The 25,923-nt window shown below is 70.7% G+C and carries 24 protein-coding genes and 1 riboswitch; of the genes, 18 read left to right on the top strand and 6 right to left on the bottom strand.

Features of this window, described 5'->3' with window-relative positions:
- The first annotated feature begins 202 nt into the window (after positions 1–202).
- The 10 genes from ACZ7L1_RS37430 to ACZ7L1_RS37385 all read left to right on the top strand — a co-directional run bounded on the left by ACZ7L1_RS37430 (position 203) and on the right by ACZ7L1_RS37385 (position 10,353).
- A complete protein-coding gene (locus ACZ7L1_RS37430) occupies positions 203–820 on the top strand; it encodes a CDP-alcohol phosphatidyltransferase family protein (protein WP_471443962.1) in 618 nt (205 codons plus the stop codon).
- A 105-nt stretch (positions 821–925) separates the two neighbouring features.
- Positions 926–3,421: a mannose-1-phosphate guanyltransferase gene (locus tag ACZ7L1_RS37425; protein ID WP_103840191.1), complete on the top strand. Its 2,496-nt coding sequence runs from the start codon at positions 926–928 to the stop codon at positions 3,419–3,421.
- A gap of 99 nt (positions 3,422–3,520) precedes the next feature.
- The gene (locus ACZ7L1_RS37420) at positions 3,521–4,426 is read left to right on the top strand and encodes a DUF881 domain-containing protein (protein ID WP_471443960.1); all 906 of its coding nucleotides are present in this window, start codon (positions 3,521–3,523) and stop codon (positions 4,424–4,426) included.
- Positions 4,423–4,755: a small basic family protein gene (locus ACZ7L1_RS37415; protein ID WP_019708255.1), complete on the top strand. Its 333-nt coding sequence runs from the start codon at positions 4,423–4,425 to the stop codon at positions 4,753–4,755. The genes ACZ7L1_RS37420 and ACZ7L1_RS37415 overlap by 4 nt, the downstream gene beginning before the upstream one ends.
- Before the next feature lie 5 nt (positions 4,756–4,760).
- Entirely contained in the window at positions 4,761–5,615 is an 855-nt protein-coding gene (locus ACZ7L1_RS37410; protein ID WP_471443957.1) for a DUF881 domain-containing protein, read from the top strand.
- 62 nt (positions 5,616–5,677) lie between these two features.
- Positions 5,678–6,550: an FHA domain-containing protein gene (locus ACZ7L1_RS37405; RefSeq protein WP_471443956.1), complete on the top strand. Its 873-nt coding sequence runs from the start codon at positions 5,678–5,680 to the stop codon at positions 6,548–6,550.
- A gap of 19 nt (positions 6,551–6,569) precedes the next feature.
- Positions 6,570–7,325, top strand: coding sequence for a transcriptional regulator FtsR (ftsR, locus tag ACZ7L1_RS37400; RefSeq protein ID WP_471443954.1), 756 nt, complete (start codon positions 6,570–6,572; stop codon positions 7,323–7,325).
- An 83-nt stretch (positions 7,326–7,408) separates the two neighbouring features.
- Complete coding sequence (locus ACZ7L1_RS37395; protein WP_004002801.1) at positions 7,409–7,882, top strand: bifunctional nuclease family protein; 474 nt, start codon at positions 7,409–7,411, stop codon at positions 7,880–7,882.
- Between the two features lie 395 nt (positions 7,883–8,277).
- On the top strand, positions 8,278–8,913 hold the full coding sequence (locus tag ACZ7L1_RS37390; RefSeq protein WP_471443952.1) for a MerR family transcriptional regulator: 636 nt from the start codon (positions 8,278–8,280) through the stop codon (positions 8,911–8,913).
- Between the two features lie 54 nt (positions 8,914–8,967).
- Entirely contained in the window at positions 8,968–10,353 is a 1,386-nt protein-coding gene (locus tag ACZ7L1_RS37385; protein ID WP_471443950.1) for a DNA polymerase IV, read from the top strand.
- 38 nt (positions 10,354–10,391) lie between these two features.
- On the opposite strand, the gene ACZ7L1_RS37380 is transcribed toward ACZ7L1_RS37385, so the two are convergent.
- The gene (locus ACZ7L1_RS37380) at positions 10,392–10,760 is read right to left on the bottom strand and encodes a PRC-barrel domain-containing protein (RefSeq protein ID WP_263228823.1); all 369 of its coding nucleotides are present in this window, start codon (positions 10,758–10,760) and stop codon (positions 10,392–10,394) included.
- A 126-nt stretch (positions 10,761–10,886) separates the two neighbouring features.
- A riboswitch (glycine riboswitch) is annotated at positions 10,887–10,982 on the top strand.
- A gap of 177 nt (positions 10,983–11,159) precedes the next feature.
- Here ACZ7L1_RS37380 and gcvP point away from each other — a divergent pair.
- Complete coding sequence (gcvP, locus tag ACZ7L1_RS37375) at positions 11,160–14,045, top strand: aminomethyl-transferring glycine dehydrogenase (protein ID WP_471443948.1); 2,886 nt, start codon at positions 11,160–11,162, stop codon at positions 14,043–14,045.
- A 90-nt stretch (positions 14,046–14,135) separates the two neighbouring features.
- Here gcvP and ACZ7L1_RS37370 read toward each other — a convergent pair whose 3' ends face one another.
- Positions 14,136–14,342, bottom strand: a complete 207-nt coding sequence (locus ACZ7L1_RS37370) for a DUF5999 family protein (protein WP_471443946.1) — start codon at positions 14,340–14,342, stop codon at positions 14,136–14,138.
- Positions 14,343–14,744: 402 nt separating this feature from the next.
- Positions 14,745–15,332, bottom strand: coding sequence for a hypothetical protein (locus ACZ7L1_RS37365; protein ID WP_471443944.1), 588 nt, complete (start codon positions 15,330–15,332; stop codon positions 14,745–14,747).
- A gap of 532 nt (positions 15,333–15,864) precedes the next feature.
- Between ACZ7L1_RS37365 and ACZ7L1_RS37360 the strand changes: the two genes are divergently transcribed.
- A complete protein-coding gene (locus tag ACZ7L1_RS37360; protein ID WP_471443943.1) occupies positions 15,865–17,382 on the top strand; it encodes a glutamate-cysteine ligase family protein in 1,518 nt (505 codons plus the stop codon).
- Between the two features lie 148 nt (positions 17,383–17,530).
- Complete coding sequence (locus tag ACZ7L1_RS37355) at positions 17,531–18,331, top strand: CPBP family intramembrane glutamic endopeptidase (RefSeq protein WP_471443941.1); 801 nt, start codon at positions 17,531–17,533, stop codon at positions 18,329–18,331.
- 48 nt (positions 18,332–18,379) lie between these two features.
- On the opposite strand, the gene ACZ7L1_RS37350 is transcribed toward ACZ7L1_RS37355, so the two are convergent.
- On the bottom strand, positions 18,380–19,189 hold the full coding sequence (locus ACZ7L1_RS37350) for a PhzF family phenazine biosynthesis protein (protein WP_471443939.1): 810 nt from the start codon (positions 19,187–19,189) through the stop codon (positions 18,380–18,382).
- Between the two features lie 200 nt (positions 19,190–19,389).
- Here ACZ7L1_RS37350 and ACZ7L1_RS37345 point away from each other — a divergent pair, with 200 nt between their 5' ends.
- Entirely contained in the window at positions 19,390–20,037 is a 648-nt protein-coding gene (locus ACZ7L1_RS37345; protein ID WP_471443937.1) for a PadR family transcriptional regulator, read from the top strand.
- Positions 20,038–20,108: 71 nt separating this feature from the next.
- Here the strand turns inward: ACZ7L1_RS37345 and ACZ7L1_RS37340 are convergent, their stop codons facing one another.
- The gene (locus ACZ7L1_RS37340) at positions 20,109–20,537 is read right to left on the bottom strand and encodes a type II toxin-antitoxin system Rv0910 family toxin (protein ID WP_471443935.1); all 429 of its coding nucleotides are present in this window, start codon (positions 20,535–20,537) and stop codon (positions 20,109–20,111) included.
- A gap of 272 nt (positions 20,538–20,809) precedes the next feature.
- Between ACZ7L1_RS37340 and ACZ7L1_RS37335 the strand changes: the two genes are divergently transcribed.
- The 3 genes from ACZ7L1_RS37335 to ACZ7L1_RS37325 all read left to right on the top strand — a co-directional run bounded on the left by ACZ7L1_RS37335 (position 20,810) and on the right by ACZ7L1_RS37325 (position 23,538).
- On the top strand, positions 20,810–21,352 hold the full coding sequence (locus ACZ7L1_RS37335) for a Clp protease N-terminal domain-containing protein (RefSeq protein WP_471443934.1): 543 nt from the start codon (positions 20,810–20,812) through the stop codon (positions 21,350–21,352).
- A 46-nt stretch (positions 21,353–21,398) separates the two neighbouring features.
- Positions 21,399–22,403: an EamA family transporter gene (locus tag ACZ7L1_RS37330; RefSeq protein ID WP_471443932.1), complete on the top strand. Its 1,005-nt coding sequence runs from the start codon at positions 21,399–21,401 to the stop codon at positions 22,401–22,403.
- 181 nt (positions 22,404–22,584) lie between these two features.
- Positions 22,585–23,538, top strand: coding sequence for a DMT family transporter (locus tag ACZ7L1_RS37325; RefSeq protein WP_471443930.1), 954 nt, complete (start codon positions 22,585–22,587; stop codon positions 23,536–23,538).
- A gap of 81 nt (positions 23,539–23,619) precedes the next feature.
- Here ACZ7L1_RS37325 and ACZ7L1_RS37320 read toward each other — a convergent pair whose 3' ends face one another.
- The gene (locus ACZ7L1_RS37320) at positions 23,620–24,303 is read right to left on the bottom strand and encodes a pyridoxamine 5'-phosphate oxidase family protein (protein ID WP_471443929.1); all 684 of its coding nucleotides are present in this window, start codon (positions 24,301–24,303) and stop codon (positions 23,620–23,622) included.
- 36 nt (positions 24,304–24,339) lie between these two features.
- Here ACZ7L1_RS37320 and ACZ7L1_RS37315 point away from each other — a divergent pair, with 36 nt between their 5' ends.
- Positions 24,340–25,671, top strand: coding sequence for an aminotransferase class I/II-fold pyridoxal phosphate-dependent enzyme (locus ACZ7L1_RS37315; RefSeq protein WP_471443927.1), 1,332 nt, complete (start codon positions 24,340–24,342; stop codon positions 25,669–25,671).
- The last annotated feature ends 252 nt before the right edge of the window (positions 25,672–25,923 follow it).

Here is a 25,923-nt window from a genome sequence, read left to right as displayed (position 1 = left end):
TGGTACTGCAGGGGGGACCCTGTGGGAGAGTAGGACACCGCCGAACAATTTGTGAGAAAACCCCCGTGCTATTCAGCACGGGGGTTTTCTGCGTTCCTGGCCCCTGAGTCGGACCCGCAAGTGAACCCCTCCGCACCTCGGCGCGAACCCGCCGGGTAAGGTCAGGGAGCATCGTTGGTTCGTTCCCGCAGGAGGCCCCCGGGTGGAGGTCCAAGAGACCCGTGTCCAGACGGACCGCGTCCTCACCATCCCGAACATCCTCAGCATGGCGCGGCTGGTCGGCGTGCCCGTCTTCCTGTGGCTGATCCTCAGGCCCGAGTTCGGCGGGCCGAAGAGCGACGGCTGGGCCCTGCTGGTGCTGGTGCTGAGTGGTGTCAGCGACTATCTCGACGGCAAGCTCGCCCGGCGCTGGAACCAGATCAGCAGCCTCGGCCGGCTCCTCGACCCTGCCGCCGACCGGCTCTACATCGCCACGACCCTGCTCGGTCTCACCTGGCGCGGCATTCTGCCTCTTTGGCTGACCGGGGCTCTGGTGGCGCGAGAGCTGGTTCTGCTGGTGATGGTGGGCATCCTCAGGCGTCACGGCTATCCGCCGCCCCAGGTGAACTTCCTCGGGAAGGCCGCCACCTTCAACCTGATGTACGCCTTCCCGCTGCTGCTCCTCAGTGACGGAACTGGATGGATCGCGTCACTCGCTGCTATTTTCGGATGGGCGTTCGCCGGATGGGGTACAACGCTCTATTGGTGGGCAGGAGTCCTCTACGTGGTCCAAGTCCGCCGACTTGTCAGGGCGGACGCCGTGGCCGATTCAGCCCACTGATTGCCCGCCGCGCGCGGCTCGATGGCCCGTCCAGGGAAACTGCGGGACAATCTAGACGGGTGAAGCCGGCTGGACCGTCGTCTCTTGGAGGAGGACGCTTCCGACATGAAGGCCGTCGTGATGGCCGGAGGCGAAGGCACGCGCCTTCGCCCCATGACCTCGAGCATGCCCAAGCCGCTCCTGCCGGTGGCCAACCGGCCGATCATGGAGCACGTGCTGCGGCTGCTCAAAAGGCATGGGCTCAACGAGACCGTCGTAACCGTGCAGTTCCTGGCCTCACTCGTCAAGAACTACTTCGGTGACGGCGAAGAGCTCGGTATGGAGCTCACATATGCCAACGAGGAGAAGCCACTCGGTACCGCCGGGAGCGTCAAGAACGCCGAGGAAGCACTCAAGGACGACGCGTTCCTCGTGATCTCCGGCGATGCCCTGACCGACTTCGACCTCACCGATCTGATCAATTTCCACAAGGAAAAGGGCGCCCTGGTCACCGTCTGCCTGACGCGTGTACCCAACCCGCTGGAATTCGGCATCACCATCGTCGACGACGAGGGAAAGGTCGAGCGCTTCCTGGAGAAGCCGACCTGGGGCCAGGTCTTCTCCGACACCGTGAACACGGGCATCTACGTGATGGAGCCCGAGGTCTTCGACTACGTCGAACCCGACGTTCCGGTCGACTGGTCCGGCGATGTCTTCCCGCAGCTGATGAAGGAAGGCAAGCCGATCTACGGCTATGTCGCCGAGGGCTACTGGGAGGACGTCGGCACCCACGAGAGCTATGTGAAGGCCCAGGCCGACGTCCTGGAGGGCAAGGTCGACGTCGAGATCGACGGCTTCGAGATCTCCCCCGGCGTCTGGGTCGCGGAGGGCGCGGAGGTGCACCCCGACGCCGTGCTGCGGGGGCCGCTGTACATCGGTGACTACGCCAAGGTGGAGGCCGGCGCCGAGATACGGGAACACACCGTCGTCGGCTCGAACGTGGTCGTGAAGAGCGGGGCGTTTCTGCACAAGGCGGTCGTCCACGACAACGTGTACATCGGCCAGCACAGCAATCTGCGTGGCTGTGTGGTCGGCAAGAACACCGACATCATGCGCGCGGCCCGGATCGAGGACGGTGCGGTGATCGGCGATGAGTGCCTCATCGGCGAGGAATCCATCGTCCAGGGCAACGTACGGGTGTACCCGTTCAAGACCATCGAGGCCGGTGCCTTCGTCAACACCTCGGTCATCTGGGAGTCCCGTGGACAGGCACACCTCTTCGGCGCCCGGGGCGTGTCCGGCATTCTGAACGTGGAGATCACACCGGAGCTGGCCGTACGGCTGGCCGGCGCGTATGCCACCACGCTCAAGAAGGGTTCGACGGTCACCACGGCACGTGACCACTCCCGCGGTGCGCGTGCGCTGAAGCGCGCGGTCATCTCGGCGCTCCAGGCCAGTGCCATCGACGTACGGGACTTGGAGAACGTACCGCTGCCCGTGGCGCGGCAGCAGACCGCGCGAGGCAGCGCCGGCGGCATCATGATCCGGACATCGCCCGGCGTGCCGGACTCCGTCGACATCATGTTCTTCGACGGGCAGGGCGCCGACCTGTCCCAGGCCGGTCAGCGCAAGCTGGACCGGGTGTTCGCGCGGCAGGAGTACCGGCGGGCCTTCCCGGGTGAGATCGGGGACCTGTACTTCCCGTCCAGCGTCTTCGACTCGTACACCGGTTCGCTGCTGCGGAGCGTCGACACCACCGGGATCGCCGAGTCGGGACTCAAGGTCGTCGTGGATGCCTCGAACGGCAGTGCGGGGCTGGTGCTCCCCAGCCTGCTCGGCAAGCTCGGCGTGGACTCCCTGACCATCAACCCGGGACTGGACGAGTCCCGGCCGACGGAGTCCGCGGAAGCACGGCGGGCGGGGCTGGTGCGGCTCGGTGAGATCGTCGCCTCGTCGGGGGCCGCGTTCGGCGTCAGGTTCGACCCCGTCGGTGAGCGGCTGTCGCTCGTCGACGAGAAGGGCCGCATCGTCGAGGACGACCGGGCGCTGCTGGTGATGCTCGATCTCGTGGCCGCCGAGCGGCGCAGCGGGCGCGTGGCGCTGCCGGTGACGACGACGAGGATCGCCGAGCAGGTGGCGGCGTACCACGGGACGCAGGTCGAGTGGACGACCACCTCGCCCGACGACCTCACCCGCGTGGGCCGCGACGAGTCGACGATCTTCGGCGGCGACGGCCGCGGCGGGTTCATCGTGCCGGAATTCAGCAGCGTCTTCGACGGCACGGCGGCGTTCGTACGGCTGATCGGGCTGGTGGCGCGCACCCAGCTCACCCTCAGCCAGATCGACGCGCGGATTCCGCGGGCGCACGTCCTCAAGCGCGATCTCGCGACTCCGTGGGCCGTCAAGGGACTGGTGATGCGCCGGGTCGTGGAGGCCGCAGGGGACCGGTTCGTGGACACGACCGACGGCGTAAGGGTCGTGGAGACCGACGGGCGCTGGGTACTGGTGCTGCCCGACCCGGCCGAGGCCGTCACCCACCTGTGGGCGGAAGGGCCCGACGACGCCTCCGCGCAGGCCCTGCTGGACGAGTGGTCGACCGTCGTGGACAGCGCCGGACGGTAGAACACGCGCCACGCGCGCGTGCCGGACAAGTGTCCCCCAAGGGGGTCTGTCCGGCACGCGGGTGGGGCCATTCGGAGGTAGCGCGCGCGACGTGCGACGATGTGCGGCATGCCGCAGCCGCCCCCCGTTCGGAGCACACCGACGCGCCCCTCGCGCCCGGACGCCTCCATGTCGTTGCTCACCAACGTCATGGATCACAGCCTCGACGACGGATACGCCGAGGCCGCGACCCGCAAGAGATCCGAGGGCGCTGCCGGCATGCCCAGGACGGTGCGGGCGAAGCTCGGTCTCGCGGCAGGTCTGGTGCTCGCCGCCCTGGTGGTGACCGTGGGCGCCGCGCAGGCGCGGATCGCCGCGCCGACGGTCGCCAAGGAGCGTCAGGAACTCATCGACCGCATCCAGCGCGAGACCGCCGCCGCGGACAAGCTCGAGGGCACGGTCGACAAGCTGCGCGACGACGTGAGCGCCCGGCAGCGTGCGGCGCTGCGGCAGGACCGGGGCGGCGACCCGGCCGACCTGGTGGGGATCCTCTCAGGCGCTGTCGCGGTGCGCGGCCCTGGGGTGAAACTCGTCGTCGACGACGCGAAGGAAGCCACCACGGGTGGTGACGGCAACCCGCGTGAGACCTCGGGTTTCTCCGACACGGGGCGCGTACGCGACCGGGACATGCAGCGCGTCGTGAACGGGCTGTGGGAGTCGGGTGCCGAGGCGATCGCCATCAACGGGCAGCGGCTGACGGCCCTGTCGGCGATCAGGGCCGCGGGTGACGCGATACTGGTGGACAACAGGCCGCTGGTGCCGCCGTACACGGTGCTCGCGGTGGGGGACGGGGGCAGGCTCGGCACGCGGTTCCAGAACAGCGCCGACGGGCTCTACCTGCACGCGCTGCAGGAGAACTACGGGATCCGGACGGGCATCTCCACCGAGGGTGACCTCCGGCTGCCCGCCGCACCCAGTGTGATCGTACGAACAGCACAACCGAGTACAGGGAAGGGCACATCGTGATCGCGGTACTGGGCCTCGTCGTCGGAGTGGTGGTCGGCCTGTTGGTCCGGCCCGAGGTCCCGGCGGTCGTCGAGCCTTACCTTCCGATCGCCGTCGTGGCAGCGCTCGACGCCGTGTTCGGTGGTCTGCGGGCCATGCTCGACGGCATCTTCGACGACAAGGTCTTCGTGGTGTCGTTCCTGTCCAATGTGGTGGTGGCGGCGCTGATCGTGTTCCTGGGCGACAAGCTGGGCGTCGGCGCGCAGCTGTCCACCGGGGTGGTGGTCGTCCTCGGCATCCGCATCTTCTCCAACGCGGCGGCGATCCGCCGGCACGTGTTCCGGGCGTGAGGTCGATGAGCAACGAGGACCAGACGACCGAGCAGCCGCAGACCTCCGAGCACCGGCTGCGCAGGGAACTGCCCGAGGAGGTGCCGGCCGCGACGCCCGAGACGTCGGAGACGGTGGACGACGAGCAGACCACGGGACTGACCGGTCGTCAGCGCCTGGTGCAGGGACTGTGGCCGCCGCGCGTCACCCGTGCCCAACTCATCGTGGCCGTACTGCTGTTCGGCCTCGGCTTCGGCCTGGCCATCCAGGTCGCCTCCAACAGCGACGGCAGCGGTGCCCTCCGCGGCGCACGCCAAGAGGATCTTGTGCGCATCCTCGATGAACTCGACGACCGTACGCAGCGTCTTCAGGACGAGAAGCAGGGTCTCGAGGATCAGCGGGCCGAGTTGGAGAACAGCTCGGACCGGGCCGAGGAGGCCCGCAAGCAGACCACCGAGAAGGAGAAGCAACTCGGCATCCTTGCGGGCACGGTGGCCGCCGAAGGGCCCGGGATCACGATGACGGTCCAGGATCCGAAGGGGACGGTCCAGGCGGACATGCTGCTCGACGCGATCCAGGAGCTGCGCGCGGCCGGGGCGGAGGCGATAGAGGTCAACGGCGTACGGGTCGTCGCCGGCACCTATCTGTCGGACGCCGGGAAGGGTGTCAGCGTCGACGGGAACAAGATCACCCAGCCCTATCGTTTCAAGGTCATCGGCAAACCGCAGGACCTCGAGCCGGCGCTCAACATCCCCGGAGGCGTGGTGCAGACTCTTGAGAAGGAGCAGGCCACGGTCACCGTGGAGCGTTCCACGAAGATCGTCGTGGACGCCTTGCGAGCGGCGAAGCGGCCTGACTACGCTCGGTCGTCCTCCCAGTGAACCGGGGGTGCATGGCGGCAGTCCGGCAGGGGCATTGAGGTTGCGGGGGGTCGGCGCACCGATTGGGTGGTGCGTGGTGGAAACTGTCTGGTGGAAACGGACGTTGTGAGGATGTCCGGGTCGGCCGGTGTACGCAGTCAGGGTTCGTCCTGCCCCACGGGCGGGTCTGTTTCGGTCAAGGGGAATCGCCCGTGAAGTTGTTTGCGAAGTTGTTCGGCAAGAGCGCGCGAGAGGGTAGCGACAACGCGACTGCCCGCCATCGCGCACAGCCGGGAGACGCGGAGGGCCAGCGGCCCCTGTTCCGCGATCAGGTCAGTGGTCCGGGTGGTCACATTTCCGGAGGTCAGGGCGCGCCGTCTGTTGACCCTGCCGCGTCCGGCGGCATAGGTTTCGGGGACATGTCGGCCCTGGTGTGCACGCGGTGCGGTCACCGCAACGCGGAGAACAGCCGCTTCTGCTCCAACTGCGGTGCGCCGCTGCGGGCCGGGGCGGTTCCGGAGCGTGCGTCGGAGACGACGTCCACGATCTCCATCTCGGGCCTGGAGGCCTACGACGCGGAGGCCACCGGCCAGACGCCGGTGCCGACGCTGTCTCCCGAGGCACAGGCGGCCGTGGAGGCGCTTCCGTTCGGCTCGGCGCTCCTGGTGGTGCGCCGGGGCCCGAACTCGGGCAGCCGCTTCCTGCTGGACAGCGAGCTGACCACGGCGGGGCGCCATCCGCAGAGCGACATCTTCCTGGACGACGTGACGGTCTCGCGCCGCCACGTCGAGTTCCGCCGGGGCCCCGACGGCATGTTCACGGTCGCCGACGTCGGCAGTCTCAACGGCACGTACGTCAACCGAGAGCGCATCGACCAGGTCGCGCTCCACAACGGCGACGAGGTGCAGATCGGCAAGTACAGGCTGGTCTTCTACGCGAGCCAGCGGGGCATCTGACCCGCACGGGGAAGGGTCCATGCTTCACACACCGAGCGGCGGTGCCGACAGCGGCACCGCCGCGGCGGACGGCCGGCTGATGAGCATCGGCACGGTGCTGAACGTGCTGCGCGAGGAGTTCCCGGAAGTCACCATCTCCAAGATCCGATTCCTGGAGTCAGAGGGGCTCATCGAACCGCAGCGGACCCCTTCCGGGTACCGCAAGTTCAGTGCGCGTGACGTCGAGCGGCTCGGCCAGGTGCTGAGGATGCAGCGGGACCACTATCTGCCGCTGAAGGTGATCCGCGAGCACCTGGACGCCCTGGAACGGGGCGAGGAGGTGCGGCTGCCGTCCCTGGGCCGACCCGGGGAGACCGGCGAGGGCGAGCTGCTCGGAGACCTCCTGGGTGAGCCGGAGAGCCCCGCGCCGGTCCGGATCGGCCGCGAGGAGCTGCTGGCGGGCGCCGGGATCGGTGCCGAGCAGCTTCAGGAGTGGGAGTCGTACGGGCTGCTCGCCCCGCTGCCGGACGGCACCTACGACGCCGAGGCGATCACCGTGGCCACTCTCGTGGTCGAACTGGGCCGGCACGGCATCGAGCCACGCCATCTGCGCGCGGTGAAGGCCGCCGCGGACCGCGAGGCCGGCTTGGTGGACCAGGTGGTGGCCCCGCTGCGCCGCCACCGCAATCCACAGACCAGGGCGCATGCCGAGGCCCGTACGAAGGAGCTCGCGGGGCTCGCGGTGAAACTGCACGCGGCGCTGGTGCAGTCCGCGCTGGGCGTGCGGCTGCCCTGATCCGGGCGTTCGCCGTGGGCGGATCGTCCAGGCGTTCTGTGCCCGACTACCCAAACATCCCGAGCACGGCCTAGGGTTGCTGTGTGAACGAGCTCGATGTCGTAGGTGTCCGGGTCGAGATGCCCTCCAACCAGCCGATCGTGCTCCTGCGTGAAGTGGGGGGCGACCGTTACCTCCCCATCTGGATCGGCCCCGGGGAGGCGACGGCCATCGCGTTCGCCCAGCAGGGCATGGCCCCCGCGCGACCTCTGACGCACGACCTGTTCAAGGACGTGCTGGAGGCCGTCGGGCAGGAGCTCACGGAAGTGCGCATCACGGATCTGCGTGAAGGCGTCTTCTACGCGGAGCTGGTCTTCGCCAGCGGTGTCGAGGTGAGCGCCCGCCCGTCCGACGCCATAGCGCTCGCGCTGCGCACCGGCACGCCGATCTACGGCAGTGACGGGGTGCTGGACGACGCGGGGATCGCCATCCCGGACGAGCAGGAGGACGAGGTCGAGAAGTTCCGCGAGTTCCTCGACCAGATCTCACCGGAGGACTTCGGGACCAGCAGCCAGTGAGGGTCCCTCCGGAGGGTTGGACCGGCGGGTGACGCGGTCTCCGCGGCTTGCCCGTGTGTCTGGGGCGTCCCTTTGCCGGGCGCGGGCTCGAGCGCGCCGACCGCGGTGTGGGCTTGCGCACTGCGTTGAAGGGGGATGGCCCAGGGCACGAAGCCGTGTGTGCCGGGGGCCGGACGGGTCTCGCCGCCGTGGGCGGCCGTCGGGCGGTGTGACAGAGGGGCAGGCACCCGCCGCCCTCGAGGGCCGCGGGAGCATTCGGCTAGCCTTTCCCCGCGGGAGGGCACGGGAAACCACTCCTAGGGTGATTATCACTCGGCGTGCCGAGTGTGGCGATCGTTGACGCACCCGTGGTGACTGCCTACCGTCGAGAAGGCAGGTCAAGGACGGAGGTCGGCGTGAGAAGCAGCGGCGGCGGTACGGCTGGGGGTGCCCCTGGACGCAGTCTGGGGGAGAGCGGTCCGTACCGGCTTCACGGCAACGCGGCCGGCTCCGCCCCTCAGCGGCCGACACCCGTGCCGGGCGGCTCAGGGGCGGCTTCCGAGGACATCGGCTATCGCGGCCCCACCGCGTGCGCCGCCGCGGGCATCACCTACCGGCAGCTGGACTACTGGGCCAGGACCGGTCTGGTCGAACCGAGCGTGCGCCCCGCCTACGGGTCGGGGACACAGCGGCTGTACAGCTTCCGCGATGTCGTCGTCCTGAAGATCGTCAAGCGTTTCCTCGACACCGGAGTGTCCCTGCAGAACATCCGTACCGCGGTCCAGCACCTCCGGGAGCGAGGTTTTCGCGACCTGGAGCGGATGACGCTGATGAGCGACGGCGCGACGGTCTACGAGTGCACGTCCCCGGACGAGGTTCACGCCCTGCTCCAGGGCGGTCAGGGCATCTTCGGCATCGCCGTGGGCGTCGTGTGGCGGGACGTGGAGAACGCGCTGTCGCAGCTGCACGGTGAACGTGTCGACACGGGTGAGACCATCGTGGGCCCCAACCCGGCGGACGAGCTGGCGCGGCGGCGCAACCGGGCCGTCTGAGAGGCGGGCCGCGGCACAGCCGCATTGTCAGTGGCGTAGGGCAGCATCGGAGATGTGAGAACCGCGCCGACCATCCTGCACCTCGACATGGATGCCTTCTACGCCTCGGTGGAGCAGGCGGCCAAGCCGAGCCTGCGCGGGAAGGCCGTGATCGTGGGCGGGCTGGGGCCGCGCGGAGTGGTGGCCACGGCGTCGTACGAGGCGCGGGTCTTCGGGGTGCACTCGGCGATGCCCATGGCCCAGGCACGCCGGCTCGCGCCGAACGCCGCGTATCTGGTGCCGCGCTTCGGGATCTACCGCAGGATCAGCGAGCAGGTGATGACCCTGCTGCGTGGCCTGTCGCCGCTGGTGGAGCCGTTGAGCCTGGACGAGGCGTTCGTGGACCTGGAGGCCGGGGGAGCAGCCTGGGACGAGGAGTCGGCGCGGCTGGTGGGCGTGAAGCTGCGCGTGGACATCCGGGCCGTCACCGGGCTGACGGGGTCCGTGGGGCTCGCCGCCTCCAAGATGCTCGCCAAGATCGCCTCGGAGCAGGCCAAGCCGGACGGCCTGGTACTGATCCGGCCGGGTACCGAGCGCGCGCTGCTCGGTCCGATGCCGGTGCGCACGCTGCCGGGGGTCGGCCCGGCGACCGGTGACCACCTGCGGCGGGCCGGGATCACCACGATCGACGAGATCGCCGAGGCGGGCGAGGACGAGCTCGTACGGCTGCTCGGCAAGGCGCACGGGCAGGCGCTGTACGCGATGGCGCTGGCGCACGACGAGCGGCCGGTGGTCGCCGAGCGGGAGGCCAAGTCGGTATCCGTCGAGGACACCTACGACGTCGACATCCACGACCGGCTGCGGATCGGCCTGGAGGTGCAGCGGCTGGCGGACCGGTGTGTGCGCAGGCTCCGGGACGCCGGGTTGTCGGGGCGGACCATCGTGCTGAAGGTGCGGAGGTACGACTTCTCCACCCTGACCAGGTCCGAGACCCTGAGGGGGCCCACGGACGATCCCGCGGTGGTGCGGGAGGCGGCGGCGCGGCTGCTGGAGCCCGTGGACACGACCGGCGGGGTACGGCTGCTGGGGGTCGGAGTCAGCGGACTTGCCGACTACACACAGGAGGACCTCTTCGCGCAGGCCCACCTGGCGGCGGGGGAGGCCACGACGGACGAGCGACCGGAGGCGGAGGAGCCCCTCGTCGAAGAGCCGGCGGCGTCACCGGAGCGGATCTGGCTCGCCGGGCACGACGTCCGTCATGCCGAGTACGGGCCGGGATGGGTGCAGGGCAGCGGGCTGGGGAGGGTGACCGTACGGTTCGAGACACCGCAGTCGGAGCCGGGCCGGGTCCGCACGTTCAGCGTCGACGACCCTCAACTGGAGCCGGCGGACCCGCTGCCCCTTGTACCCGACGTCCCCGAGATCGCGGGGCGCCCGGCCTCCACGGGCACGGGCGTCTGACACCGGTGAGCAGGCACGGCAGTCCGCCCCCCGACCCGTCAGGCCTCGTCCGACCCCGCCAAGCGGCCGAAGTCACGGTCCGGCGGCGGCGGTGCCGAGACGTCCAGGCCGTAGTGGTGGTAGAGCTGCAGTTCCTGTTCGGGCGACAGGTGGCGGCCGACGCCGAAGTCGGGGGCCTCCTTGATCAGGGCGCGTTCGAAGGGGACGTACAGTGCGCCCTCGACCAGCTCGCTGGGTTCCAGGGGGACGAACGCGTCCCTGCCGAACAGGCCGGTCCGTATGGCCGCCCACTCCGGTACACCCGTGGCGTCGTCGAGGTACACCTCGTCGATCGTGCCGATCTTGTGGCCATTGCGGTCGAACGCCTTGCGGCCGATCAGATTCCGCGGATCGATGTCGGTCTGCACGGTCCCTCCAACTGGTCGCAACCCATCCGTAAGCACTACGAAAGAGCACATTCGGGAAGGCGGCCACTTGAAGATTCCCGCGCAGGCTGCCGACTCGTCCTCGCTGGTAGTCTGGCAAGCGGCCGTTGACCCCGTGCGGGAGAGTCCTCCGGAGCGATCCGGAGGCGCCGAAGGAGCAAATCCTCCCCGGAATCTCTCAGGCCCAGGTACCGCACGGACGAGGTCACTCTGGAAAGCAGGGCGGGTGTCGACGGCTTCCGCTCTCACCGACGGTGAAAGCCGGCGAGCCTTCGGGCGGACCGGTGAAGCTCTCAGGTCGAGATGACAGAGGGGGAGGCCGTCGGGGTACCCGCGCCGTGGTGCCCCTCGAAGGTCGCGTCAGACCAGGAGGCCTCCGCAATGACCGCCCAGCGCATTCCGCTCTCCGAGCTCGAACAGGGCACTCCGTTCGAGCACCGCCACATCGGGCCCGACCAGGAGGCGCGGGCCAAGATGCTCGCGCAGGTCGGCTACGGCTCGCTCGACGAGCTCACCGCCGCCGCGGTACCCGATGTCATCAAGAACGCCGACGCCCTGGACCTGCCGGGCGCGCGCACCGAGGCGGAGGTGCTGGCCGAGCTGCGCTCCCTCGCCGACCGCAACCAGGTCCTGGACTCCATGATCGGGCTCGGCTACTACGGGACCTTCACGCCCCCGGTGATCCTGCGGAACGTGATGGAGAACCCCGCCTGGTACACCGCGTACACGCCCTACCAGCCGGAGATCTCCCAGGGTCGGCTGGAGGCCCTGCTCAACTTCCAGACCATGGTCGCCGACCTCACCGGCCTGCCGACCTCCGGCGCCTCCCTGCTCGACGAGGGCACCGCCGCCGCCGAGGCCATGGCCCTGTCCCGGCGCATGGGCAAGAACAAGAAGGGCCTGTTCCTGGTCGACACGGACGCGCTGCCGCAGACCATCGCCGTGATCCAGACCCGCGCCGAGCCCACCGGTGTCGAGGTCGTCGTCGCCGACCTCAGCGCCGGCATCCCGGCCGAGGTCGCCGAGCGGGAGATCAACGGCGTACTGATCCAGTACCCGGGCGCCTCCGGTGCCGTACGCGACATCAAGCCCCTCATCGACCAGGCCCACCAGCTGGGCGCCCTCGTCACCGTCGCCGCCGACCTGCTCGCGCTGACCCTGCTGAAGTCGCCCGGCGAGCTCGGCGCCGACATCGCCGTCGGGACCACCCAGCGCTTCGGCGTCCCGATGGGCTTCGGCGGCCCGCACGCGGGCTACATGGCGGTGCAGGAGAAGTTCGCCCGCAGCCTGCCCGGCCGGCTCGTGGGAGTCTCCGTGGACGCCGACGGCCACAAGGCGTACCGGCTCGCCCTGCAGACACGCGAACAGCACATCCGCCGCGAGAAGGCGACCAGCAACATCTGCACCGCCCAGGTGCTGCTCGCCGTGATGGCCGGGATGTACGCCGTCTACCACGGGCCCGAGGGCCTCAAGAACATCGCCCGGCGCACCCACCGGTACACCGCGGTCCTCGCCGCGGGCCTGACGGCCGGCGGGGTCGAGGTCGTCCACGGCGCCTACTTCGACACCGTCACCGCCCGGGTTCCGGGGCGGGCCGCCGACGTCGTCGCCGCCGCCCGGGAGAACGGCGTCAACCTGCGCCTCGTCGACGCCGACCACGTCTCGGCCGCCTGCGACGAGACCACCGGGCGGGCCCAGCTGCGCGCGGTGTGGACCGCGTTCGGCGTCGGGGGCGACATCGACGGGCTGGACGCCACCATCGAGGACGCGCTCCCGCAGGCCCTGCTGCGCAGCGACGACTACCTCGCCCACCCGGTCTTCCACCAGCACCGCTCCGAGACCGCGATGCTGCGCTACCTGCGCAGGCTGGCCGACCGTGACTACGCGCTCGACCGCGGCATGATCCCGCTGGGCTCCTGCACCATGAAGCTCAACGCGACCACCGAGATGGAGCCGGTCACCTGGCCCGAGTTCGGTCAGCTGCACCCGTTCGCGCCCGCCGAGCAGGCCCGGGGCTACCTCACGCTCATCCACGAGCTGGAGGAGCGTCTCGCCGAGGTCACCGGCTACGACAAGGTCTCCCTCCAGCCCAACGCCGGCTCCCAGGGCGAGCTGGCGGGTCTGCTGGCCGTGCGCGGCTACCACCGCGCCAACGGTGACGAGCAGCGCACCGTCTGCCTCATCCCGTCCTCCGCGCACGGCACCAACGCCGCCAGCGCCGTGATGGCCGGGATGAAGGTCGTCGTGGTGAAGACCGCCGAGGACGGCGAGATCGACGTCGAGGACCTGCGGGCCAAGATCGAGCAGTACCGCGACGAGCTGTCGGTGCTGATGATCACGTACCCGTCCACGCACGGCGTGTTCGAGGAGCACGTCGCCGACATCTGCGCGGCCGTGCACGAGGCGGGCGGGCAGGTCTACGTCGACGGCGCCAACCTCAACGCGCTGGTGGGCCTCGCCAAGCCGGGCCACTTCGGTGGCGACGTCTCGCACCTGAACCTGCACAAGACGTTCTGCATCCCGCACGGCGGCGGTGGTCCGGGTGTCGGCCCCGTGGCGGTCCGCGAGCACCTGGCGCCGTATCTGCCGAACCACCCGCTGCAGCCCGAGGCCGGTCCGAAGACGGGCGTGGGCCCGATCTCGGCCGCCCCCTGGGGCTCCGCGGGCATTCTGCCGATCTCCTGGGCGTACGTCCGGCTCATGGGCGGCGAGGGCCTCAAGCGCGCCACGCAGGTGGCCGTGCTGTCCGCCAACTACATCGCCAAGCGTCTGGAGCCGCACTACCCGGTCCTCTACACCGGCCCCGGCGGCCTGGTCGCGCACGAGTGCATCATCGACCTGCGGCCGCTGACCAAGGCGACCGGAGTGACCGTGGACGACGTCGCCAAGCGGCTCATCGACTACGGATTCCACGCGCCGACGATGTCGTTCCCGGTGGCCGGCACGCTGATGATCGAGCCCACGGAGTCGGAGGACCTCGCCGAGCTGGACCGGTTCTGCGACGCGATGATCGCCATCCGCGCGGAGATCGAGAAGGTCGGCTCGGGCGAGTGGCCGGCGGAGGACAACCCGCTGAGCAACGCGCCGCACACGGCGGCGGCGCTGGGTGGGGAGTGGAAGCACGCCTACACGCGTGAGGAGGCCGTCTTCCCGGCCGGTGTGTCGGCCGCGGACAAGTACTGGCCGCCGGTGCGCCGCATCGACCAGGCCTTCGGCGACCGGAACCTGGTCTGCTCCTGCCCGCCGCTGGACGCCTACGAGGAGTGATCACCCTCGGACATGCGTCGGGGCCGGTGCGGAGCGTGTGTCTCCGGCCGGCCCCTCGTGTGTCAGGGCAGCGGATGCCCTGGTGCGCGCTCAGGCGGCTGTCATCACCTGGTCGATGCCCAGCGGGCGGTGTGGGGCGATGATCTGGCCGTCCGGCAGAAGCTCACCGGTGTCCTCGAACAGGAGCACGCCGTTGCACAGCAGGCTCCATCCCTGCTCCGGGTGGTGCGCCACGAGTCGGGCGGACTCCCGGTCGGCGGATTGGGCGGTCGGGCACGGTGGCTGGTGCTGGCACATGGTGGTGGGGATCTCTCGCTCTGTCGGTATGTGTGAGATGACTGTCGTGTCTGTCCTGCGGCTCGTCGTGTCGCTCATCGCCGCCCCCCGTCGGTGATACGTCGGTCAGGAACCCAGTGTTGCCCCACGGGCGTCGATCCGCAGGGATTTCGCAGCACCGCTCCTCACAGGTTCATGACGCGTCCCCCGCCCGGACGGTTCAGCCCGACCGCACGGTCACTTCGGATGGTTCGTGGTGGCCGGGAGGGGCTAGTCCGTATGGGCCGACCCGTATGTCACCCCTCGTAAGAGCGTGATCGGGCACGAACGAGCGAGGGCGGTGGGAGGCGTTCGATGGCCGAACATGGGACGTGCCCCGCGGCCGTCTCCGGCGGCGGGGCACGGTGAGAGGAGACCCGGAGGCTATGCGGGCTGGCCGAGCAGCGGGGTACGGGTGACCCGGTGGGTCAGGATCGGCAGGAGGTCGGCGAAGCGGTGCGGGCGGTGCGCCGCGATGCCGGGCGGCGCGGGGGCGAGCGGCACCAGGAGGTCGTTCGCCGCCGGGTGGCCCGTCGCGCCGTCGGCGGTGCAGTCGCCGTGCAGCCACAGGGTGAGCATGTACAGCTCCGGCACGGACAGCAGCCGGGCCTGGTAGGGCTCGTTCAGCGAGGTTTCCGCCTGGAGCACGGCGCGCTCGGTCGCGGCGACGTACGGGCCCTCGAAGAAGTGCGAGAAGGCCCAGCCGTCGGGCGTCAGCATGGTCTCGGCGGCGGCCACGGCGCGGCCTCCGGAGCGGATGAGGAATCGCCATCCGGCGAGCCGGGTGGCCGACGCGCCGGCCGGGGTGATCCGGTCCAGGACATGGACGGGCAGCGGAAGTTCGGGGGTCACGGGTCCCTGGGCCGTGCGCAGGGAGGGGGTGGGAGCCTCCCGGACCGCGGTGGGGGAACCGAGTGCCGTGAGGACGGAGCGGAGAGCGGGCGCGGGAGCCAAAGGGACATGCAGCTGCATGGTGGGTCGCCTCTCATTCGACAGGCACGGGGGCGCGAGGGCGTGGTAGGGCGGGCGGACGGCGCTGTCAGCTCTCGGGGTCAGAGGGAGGGATGGGGGTAACCGAGCCCGGACGAACGGCGGCGCTTTGACGACAGGGCCCGAACCGTGAGCGCCAACTCTCTGCCCCGTGCGCAAAGTTTATACGACGCGTGTTCATGCGCTGTTTCATCGGAACGACGCGCTTATGTCGGCAAGGTGATATCCGGTCGGCGATAAGCGGGGTTCGTCCCGGTCCTGCGCAGGCGTCAGGGCGGCGACCTCGGAATACTTGTCCGTAGCGGTCGGCTGATTCTCGTCGGCGTTTTTCACGACACGGTTGCACCGTGAAACTGCGTCCTGCTCCATGCCTCGTGAATGTGCCCGGCGCCAGCGTAGCGGGTGACGGTCGCCACCGGGACGTTATCGATCGCGTTGCCTGGGCATTATCCCCCGTGACCCGGGACAGCAGCGGCCGTAACGTCGGCCTGCCCATCTCAGGAGGGACGCTTCGATGGGAGAGAAGGTCGTGGCAGGGCCGTTCGACCTGTCCGATCGCCAGCACTACCGCGACAAGCTGGGGCAGTGCCTGACGGGACTCGCGCGACTGCTGGAAGAGAAGCGGTTCGATGGCCCCAAGAATCTGATGGGCCTGGAGATCGAGTTGAATCTCGTCGGGCAGGACGGGACTCCGAGAATGATGAACGCCCAGGTTCTGGAGAGGATTGCCAGCCGAGATTTCCAAACAGAACTCGCCATGTTCAACCTCGAGGTCAACATAGCTCCACACAGGTTGGGCGGCCGGGTTTTCGACCGGCTTGCCGAGGAGCTGCGGATCTCGCTCGCCTATGCCGACCGGAAAGCGAACGAGCTGGATGCCTCGATCCTGATGATCGGCATTCTTCCGACGCTCGACCGCGACGACCTGGTCTCCTCCAACCTCTCCGCGGTCGACCGCTACACCCTGCTCAACGACCAGATCGTGGCCGCGCGGGGCGAGGACTTCCGGCTCGACATCGAGGGTGTCGAACGGCTCGAGTGCAGCGCGCGGTCCATCACGCCAGAGGCCGCCTGCACCTCGGTCCAGCTGCACCTCCAGGTCACCCCGAACCGCTTCGCGGACCTCTGGAACGCGGCGCAGGCGGTCGCGGCGGTGCAGGTCGCGCTCGGTGCCAACTCTCCGTTCCTGTTCGGACGTGAGCTGTGGCGCGAGTCCCGGCCGCCGCTGTTCCAGCAGTCCACCGACACCCGGCCGCCGGAACTCCAGGCGCAGGGTGTGCGGCCGCGCACCTGGTTCGGGGAGCGCTGGATCACTTCGGCCCTTGACCTCTTCGAGGAGAACCTGCGCTATTTCCCGGCACTGCTGCCGATCTGCGACGAAGAGGAACCCCTGCGCGTCCTGGACGAGGGAGGCGTCCCGAAGCTCTCCGAACTGGTCCTGCACAACGGCACCATCTACCGCTGGAACCGACCCGTCTACGGCATCGCGGACGGCGTCCCGCATCTGCGGGTGGAGAACCGGGTGCTGCCCGCGGGACCCACCGTCACCGATGTGATCGCCAACGCGGCGTTCTACTACGGCCTGGTCCGCGCCCTCGCCGAGGAAACGCGGCCGGTGTGGACGCGGCTGCCGTTCGAGGCCGCCGCCGCCAACTTCGACGCGGCCTGCCGGTACGGCATCGAGGCACGCCTGCAGTGGCCGAAGCGCGGCCGGTACGGCGGGACCACCGAAGTCGCGGCCGTGGACCTGGTGCGTGACGAACTGCTGCCGCTCGCCGAGGCGGGACTGGACGCATGGGGAGTCGAACCCGCCGACCGGGACTTCTACCTCGGAGTGATCGAGGAGCGGTGCCGGCGGCGGGTCAACGGCGCCAGCTGGCAGGCCGCCATGTTCCACCGGGCCCTGGAGCGGGGGCTCGACCGGGACGCCGCGCTGGCCGCGACGACCGTGCGGTACCGCGAGCTGATGCACGCAGGAGAGCCGGTCCACACCTGGCCGGTCGGGTTACCGGAACCGGCGGGCGTGAGGTGAGGAGTCCCGTGCGGCCGGGCTGACCGGCCGCACGGCCACCTTCGTCCGTCTCCCCCGACGAGGCGCCCCTCCCTGCTGAGCCCTGTGCCCGTACACAGCCGTATGGCAGAAGATGGGGACCAGGCGGGATCGCTCAACTGGAGGCGGAGTGCGGGTGGAGGCAGGGTCGGTGGCCGATTCCTTTACGGCGGAAGGACCGACGCGACGGATTTTCCGTGCCGAGACGCTGCTGGTGCTGGGCCTCTCGCTCGGGGCGAGCGGGGTCTCCGCGCTGATCAGCTTTGTCGGGTCGGTCACCAAACCCGGCGGGCTCAAGGACCAGGCGGCCACCATGAACGCCTCGGCCGCGCCCGGCCGCCCCTGGCTCGATCTCGCCTGGCAGCTCTTCGGGATCGCCACCGCGCTGGTCCCGGTCGCGCTGGTCGTGCACTTCCTGCTGCGCGAGGGCGCGTCGCTGCGCACGCTCGGCTTCGACCGGAGGAGGCCGTGGCCGGACCTCGGGCGCGGGGCGGCCGTCGCGGCGCTGATCGGCTCCACGGGCATCGCCTTCTACCTGGCCGCCCGAGGGCTCGGCGCCAATCTGACGGTGGTGCCCGAGGCGCTGCCGAACGTGTGGTGGAAGTTCCCCGTACTGATCCTGTCGGCGGTGCAGAACGCCGTCCTCGAAGAGGTCATCGTCGTCGGTTATCTGCTGCGCCGGCTGGGCCAGTTGGGCTGGACCCCCGGCACCGCCCTGGTGGCCAGCTCGGTGCTGCGCGGCTCCTACCACCTCTACCAGGGCATCGGCGGCTTCTTCGGCAACATGGTCATGGGCGTGGTCTTCGTCTACCTGTACCGGCGCTGGGGGCGGGTCGGTCCCCTGGTGGTGGCGCACTCACTGCTCGACATCGGGGCCTTCGTGGGGTACGCGCTGCTGGCGGGGAAGGTGGGCTGGCTGCCGACGGCGTGAACGGGCCGGACAGGGGTGCACGAGGGCGTCGCGCGCCCCTGAGTGCCGTTACGCGAGCAGTTCGCCCTCGATGACGGTGACCGCGTGGCCGGTGAGCAGGGTGCGGTCGCCGCGGAGCTCGGTGTGGACGCGGCCGGAGCGCGGGGAGGCCTGCAGCCCGGTGAGGTCCGGGCGGCCGAGGCGCTCGGACCAGTAGGGGGCGAGGGCGGTGTGGGCGCTGCCGGTGACCGGGTCCTCGTCGATGCCGACGTTCGGGAAGAAGCACCGCGAGACGAAGTCGTACCCGTGGGAGGGGTCCTCGGCGCGGGCGGTGGCGATGATGCCGCGCTGTGAGTGGCGGGCGAGCGCTCGCAGATCCGGGGCGAGGCCGAGGACCGTCTTCTCGTCGGCGAGCTCGAGGACCAGGTCACCGACGCCCGGCCCGGTGTCGACGGCGGTGCGGGGCTGGGCGCCGAGGGCCTCGGCCACGCCGTCGGGGATCTCGACGGGGGTGAGCGGCGCGGTGGGGAAGTCCAGGGTGATCGAGCCGTCGTCGCGCGGCGTGGCGCTGAGGACACCGCTGCGGGTGGCGAACCGCACGGGGCCCTCGTGGGCGCCCGTGGTGTGCAGGACGTGGGCGGTGGCCAGGGTCGCGTGGCCGCACAGGGCGACCTCGGTGGCGGGGGCGAACCAGCGCAGCGCCCAGTCGGCCTCGCCTCCGTCGGGCAGACGGTGTGCGAAGGCGGTCTCGGCGTGGTTGACCTCGCGGGCAACGTTCTGGAGCCAGTCGTCGTCCGGGAAGGAGTCGAGGAGCAGCACACCGGCCGGGTTGCCGGCGAAGGGGCGGTCGGTGAAGGCGTCGACGATACGAATCCGCATGGGCCGACGGTAGAGGCCCTCGGCGAGGGCGGCCCAAGGCCAATTCGCGGCGGCTGGACTGGTGTCGGCAGTCGGCGGTCGGCGGTCGGCGGCCGGGGCCCCGGTTTCTGTCCGAGCTTCGGCAGGGCCTTGTCACGTGAACAGTTCCGATATATCGTTGAAGCATCGCGACAGATCAACGATGGAATGGAGTGGTGGGGATGCGTTCCCATGGACAGGACTTCGGATACGAGCGACACGGACACCACGGCGGCCCCGGTCACCACATGAGGGGCGGCTTCGACGGTCGACGCGGAGCCTTCGGGCCCTTCGGGCCGGGCGGACCCGGTGGCCCCGGCTTCGGCGGACCGGGCTTCTTCGGCCCGGGCGGCCCCTGGGGCGGGCGCGGCCGGGGCGGACCGAGGGGCAGGGCGCGGCGCGGCGACGTACGCGCGTCGATCCTGGCCCTTCTCAAGGACCGGCCCATGCACGGCTACGAGATGATCCAGGAGATCGCCGAGCGCAGCGGCGGGGCGTGGAAGCCCAGCCCGGGCTCCGTCTACCCGACCCTCCAGCTGCTGGAGGACGAAGGTCTGATCACCAGTGAGAGCGAGGGAGGCAAGAAGCTGTTCTCGCTCACCGAGCCGGGTCGCGTCGCGGCCGACGAGGGCCCCGACGCCCCGTGGGAGGAGGCCTCGCGCGGTGTCGACTGGGAGGCGCTGCACGAGATCCGGCAGGCCGGCGTCGGTCTGATGGAGGCGTTCGGCCAGGTCTGGAAGACCGGTGACAAGGACCAGCGCGACAAGGCCCTCGCGGTCATCAACGAGGCCCGCAAGAAGCTGTACCTGATCCTTGCCGACGAGCACTGACGGCGCGGTGAGGTGAGGGCGCCCCGCGGCAGCGCGTCCAGCGGGGCGCCATGGCGTCGGCGGACGTACCGTCAGGACACCAGTGCGCCCAGCCTGCGCAGCGACTCGTTCAGTGCGGCCGTCGCCGAGTCCTTCAGCTTGCCCGCCATGAGGGCCACCGCCGCGCCGGTGAACTCCCCGTCGATCCGCACCGAGGTGGCCTCGCCGTCGGGCGTCAGCGTGTACCGGGTGGCGAGGTCCACGGCCATCGGCCCCTTGCCGCGGATGGACAGCACGCGCCCCGGGCGCAGTTCGTCGATGGTCCAGGCGACCTCGGCCGGGAAGCCCATCAGCTTCATGCTCTCCTCGAAGGTCCCGCCCACCGCGAGGGTTTGGGGACCGCCCTTGGGAAAGCCGGTATGGGTCGCGTTCCACTCGCCGTACGCCGACCAGTCCGTGATCGCCGCCCACACCTTCTCGGCGGGGGCCTCGATGCGAGCTTCCGCGCTGACTTCGGCCATGCGACCACCCCTTCGCGTCGGCTGCCGCGCCGGGCGCAGCTGTGGTGTCGCGGAACGTAGCCGCAGGATCTGCAACATTCAATACTGATGAACAGTCAGAAACGGCGGGGCGCCCATCCCGCACCGGCCGCGGGCAGGGAGACGCGCGGCCCCTGAGAAGGAAGGGCGCGATGTCATCCGTAAGGAGGAGAACCGGGTCAGCCGTGCCCACCCTGTGTCGGACGCGCAAATGCTGCCCGCCGAGGATGACTCGGACCGCTGGGACTGATGGGGTGGAGGACGTGCCACCCCGTCATGTCCAGCGACCGGCCGCCGAACGCGGCACGCACCGGTCCCACCTCGATGCCAGGGTCACCTCGGAGCTGGCAGCGGTGCTTTCCGGCGCCCGCAGGAGGGCGCTGCGTGACGGGGACCGGGGGATCGACACCGCCCACCTGCTGCACACGCTGCTGGAGTCCGACCCCGAGGTGCGCGCCGTCTTCGACGGGCCGCAGGTCGCCCGGCTGCTCGGCTACCTCGTCCAGCGCGCCATCGGCTACGGCCTGCGCTGGCAGGCCACCGTCGAGGACTCGGGCGCGGTGCCGGTGCTGACGGAGCCGGAGGGCTGGTCGCCCGCCGCGGCCACCGCCCTGGGGGCGGCGTACGGGCGCGCTGCCGGTCGCGGCGACGCATACGCACGCGGGCTCGACCTGCTCGCGGCGATGGTCGCGGACCCCGAGTCACGCGCCGTCGAGGTCCTCGGCCGCGCGGGCGTCGACGTAAGGGCGCTGTCGGAACGGATCGAGGTGGCGGGCGTGGTTCCGTCCAGCCGCTGAGACAGGAGCCATTGATGGTGACGCTCATGTCGTCTCCTGCCATCATGTGCCGGTGCATACGTCTCAGGGCAGTCAGAGCAACCGTGGCAGAGGCGTCGGGTTGGGGCTCGCACTCGCGTCGGCGGTCGCCTTCGGCGGATCGGGTGTCGCGGCCAAGCCGCTGATCCAGGCGGGGCTCGACCCTCTGCATGTGGTGTGGCTGCGGGTCACGGGCGCGGCGCTCGTGATGCTGCCGCTCGCGGTACGCCATCGCGCCCTGCTGCGGCGCCGCCCCGCACTGCTCGCCGGGTTCGGACTGCTCGCCGTCGCCGGCGTCCAGGCCTGCTACTTCGCCGCGCTGTCGCGCATACCCGTCGGTGTCGCCCTGCTCATCGAGTACCTGGCGCCCGCGCTCGTCCTCGGCTGGGTGCGCTTGGTGCAGCGGCGGCCGGTGACGCGAGCCGCGGCGGTCGGTGTGGTCCTCGCGGTCGGCGGGCTCGCCTGCGTCGTCGAGGTGTGGTCGGGGCTGGGCTTCGACCCGCTCGGCATACTGCTCGCGCTCGGCGCCGCCTGCTGCCAGGTCGGCTACTTCGTCCTGTCCGACCAGGGCAGCGAGGCGGGCGACCAGGCCCCCGACCCGCTCGGCGTCATCGCGTACGGACTGCTCCTCGGCGCCGCCGTGCTCACCGTCGTCACCCGTCCCTGGACCATGGACTGGCCGGTGCTCACCGGCACCGCGGACATGAACGGCACGCGCGTCCCGGCCGTCCTCCTCCTGGCCTGGATCGTGCTGATCGCCACGGTCCTCGCCTACGTCACCGGCGTGCTGTCCGTGCGCCGGCTCTCGCCCCAGGTCGCGGGCGTCGTGGCCTGCCTCGAAGCGGTCATCGCCACCGTGCTGGCCTGGGTGCTGCTCGGCGAGCACCTCTCGGCCCCGCAGATCATCGGCGGTGCGGTGGTCCTGGTGGGCGCGTTCGTCGCCCAGTCCTCGGCGCCCGCGCAGGGCTCCGCGGAGCCGATCGCGAGCGCCCGCGACGAAAGGGAGTTGTCGGCCCGCAAAGCCGCCGCCTAAGGTGCTGACCATGCATTCGGACGCACTCGTTCTTCCGCCTCCGGCCGCCTGAGGCGGGCCCTCCGGAAACCGCGCCCGGCACACCGCCGGGCGCAGCGGTGTGCTGCCCGCAGAAGAAGTCCACGGACCCGGCGCATGACGGGTCCCTCGCCGAACTTCTGCACCTCTGCGGAGACAACTCGTGTCGAATGCTGCCTCCGGCCTGCCCGTCGGGCGAGGCCTTCTCTACCTGATCGTCGCCGGTACCACCTGGGGTACCGCGGGCGCGGCCGCATCCCTGGTCTACCGGGCCGGTGATATGGGCCCCGTCGCCCTTTCCTTCTGGCGCTGCGCGGCCGGGCTCGTGGTGTTGGTCGCCGCCCGCGTGCTGCGCCCGCGCGCCGCCCGCAACGCCGCACCTGGGCCGCTCGGCCGCAGGGCGCTGCGGGCCTGTGCCACCGGGCTGGGGCTCGCCGTCTTCCAGACCGCCTACTTCGCGGCCGTCTCCGCCACCGGGCTCGCGGTGGCGACCGTCGTCACCCTCGGCGCCGGTCCCGTCCTGATCGCCCTCGGCGCCCGCCTCACCCTGGGGGAGCGGCTCGGAGGCGGCGGGGTGGGCGCCGTCGCCGGGGCGCTCGCCGGGCTGGCGGTGCTCGTGCTCGGCGGTGGTGGCGCGACCGCGCGCCCGTGGGGTGTGCTGCTCGCCGTCGTGTCCGCGGCCGGCTACAGCGTCATGACGCTGCTCACCCGATGGTGGGGGCGCGACGGCGCGGCCGACGGGTCCGCCACGACCGTGTCGGCGTTCGCGGTCACCAGTTTGTGCCTGCTGCCGTTCGCACTGGATGAGGGGCTGCTCCCGCACGCCGCCCACCCCGCCGTGCTGGTGGGGCTGTTGGCGTACATCGCGGCGGTGCCCACGGCCCTGGCCTACGCCCTCTACTTCGCGGGCGCTGCTGTCGTACGGTCCGCCACCGTGTCCGTGATCATGCTGCTCGAGCCGGTCGGCGCGGCGGTCCTGGCCATCGCCCTGCTCGGTGAGCGGCTCACGACGGCGACGCTCGTCGGCACGGCACTGATGCTCGGCTCGGTCGCGGGGCTCGCGCTCGCGGAGGCACGCGGTGCTCGGGAGCAGCGGGAGGAACCGGTCCTCGTGTGACGGGGGTGCGGGACCTTCCCGCAGTCCAAGGATTCCGGGAAGGCCCCGCACCCGTACGGCATCCCCACCCGTACGGCATCCTCAGAGGGCCGCCAGGTAGTCCGGCACGCCGGTGCCGGGTGCCAGGCCGGCGTCCGGGAGCGGGGTGCCGTACTCCCTGCGGACCGGGACCACGCCGGCCCAGTGGGGGAGTGAGAGGTCCTCGGGCTCGTCGTTCGCGCCACCGGTGCGGAGCTTGGCGGAGACCTCGTCAAGGTCGAGGCGGATCACGGCGGTGGCGGCCAGCTCCTTCTTGTTGGCGGGCCGGGAGTCGTGTGAGCGGCCCGGTACGACATGGTCGACCAGCGCGTCCAGGGCCGTCCGCTTCTCCTCGGGGTCCGTGACCTGGTGGGCGATGCCGTGCACCACCACGGAGCGGTAGTTGATCGAGTGGTGGAAGGCCGAGCGGGCCAGGACCAGGCCGTCGACGTGCGTCACCGTCAGACAGACCGGAAGCCCCGGGTCGGCCTCGCCGGTCATCCGCAGCGGGCGCGAGCCCGTCGAACCGTGGACGTACAGCCGCTCGCCGACCCGCCCGTACAGCGTGGGCAGCACGACCGGCGCGCCGTCGCGGACGAAGCCGAGATGGCAGACGTAGCCCTCGTCGAGTATCGCGTGCACCAGTTCCTTGTCGTACGACGCACGGTCCGCGGAGCGCGTGGGGACGGTGCGGTCGGTCGAGGTGTAGGCGGCGGGCCGCGGTGTCGGCTGTCGGGTCCCCTGCATGTGCGCCCTCCATTGCACTAGTGCATAATTTGCTTTGTGCTAGGAGAATATCGGTTCACAGGGCGGCGCGCGACGGAGATTGCGGCCGACGTCGAGCGGGCGGTGGGTACCGGGGAATTGGAGCCGGGTCAACTTCTGCCGCCGCAAAGGGAGTTGGCCGTCGAGTTGGGCGTCAATCCGAACACCGTCGCGGCCGCGTACCGCATCCTGCGTGAGCGCGGCGTCATCGAGACCTCCGGACGCCGCGGCAGCCGGGTACGGCCCGCGCCGGCCACGACGGGCCGGGACCACATCCGTGTGGACGTGCCCGAGGGCGTACGCGACGTGTCGAGCGGCAACCCGGATCCGGCGCTGCTGCCCCCGCTGGCGGAGGCGTTCGCGTCGGCCGCCGCCGAGGGTGACCGCGCACCGGTGCTGTACGGCGACGTCGCCGTGGAACCGGAGCTTGCGCACCTCGCGCGGGCCGCCCTGGACGCCGACGGGGTGCCGGACGGCCCGCTCGCCGTCGTCTCCGGATCGCTCGACGCCGTCGAGCGGGTGCTCGCCGCCCATCTGAAGACCGGGGACGCCGTCGCCGTCGAGGACCCCGGCTGGGGCAGGACCCTGGACCTCGTGCCGGCGCTCGGGCTGCGCACGATTCCGGTCGGCGTCGACGACGAGGGGCCGCTGCCCGGCGCCGTACGCGCCGCCCTGGAGGCCGGCGCGCGCGCCCTCATCGTCACGGACCGGGCGCAGAACCCGACCGGCGCCGCGGTGAGCGCCTCTCGCGCGCATGCCCTGCGTTCCGTGCTGCGGGATCATCCGGGGACCCTGCTGATCGAGGACGACCACGGCCATGGGATCGTCGACGTGCCCCTCCATCCCCTTGCCGGAGTCACCCGGCACTGGGCCCTCGTCCGCTCGGTCGCCAAGGCGTACGGACCCGATCTGCGGCTCGCGGTGCTCACCGGGGACACCGTCACCACGGACCGGGTGCGCGGGAGGCAGCGGCTCGGGCCCGGCTGGGTGAGCCTGCTCGTGCAGCGGGCGGTGGTCCGTCTGTGGACGGACGGCGCGGCGGACGCGCGGGCGGTCGCCGCGCAGTACGGGCGGCGTCGCGGCGCGCTGATCGACGCGCTCGCCGAGCGCGGTGTCACGGCCCACGGCGTCACAGGCATGAACGTGTGGGTGCCGGTGCCCGACGAGACCGGAGCGGTCGCCCGGCTGCTGCACGCCGGCTGGGCCGTCGCTCCGGGCGCCCGCTTCCGGCTGAGCGCGCCGCCCGGCATCCGGATCACCGTCTCGACCCTGACCGCGGACGACACCGGGCCCCTGGCGGACGCCATCGCCTCCGCCGTGGGCCCGGCCCCTGCCCGGAGCTACGTCTAGTGCTGTGGCCGGAAAGGCTTGCCGGAAAGCTCCCGGCGTCCGGTGCGGTGCATCGCAAGGCGGAGCGTCGCCCGCGTACCGGATGTACTCGGGCGAGGCGACAACGCGGCGAGGTGCCGTGCCGGGCGTCGCGAGCCGGTGAACCTTTCCGGCCATACCGGCCACAGCACTAGTAGGACTCCGTTAGGTCTTTCTTGATCTTGGCGTGGCTCTGCTGGGCAGGGGTTGGTGGCAGGTGGTGCAGGTGCCGGT

Source organism: Streptomyces sp. NPDC107546 (assembly GCF_055639175.1).
The sequence above is the reverse complement of the archived record's forward strand: the minus strand, read 5'-3'. Positions and strand labels throughout refer to the sequence as shown.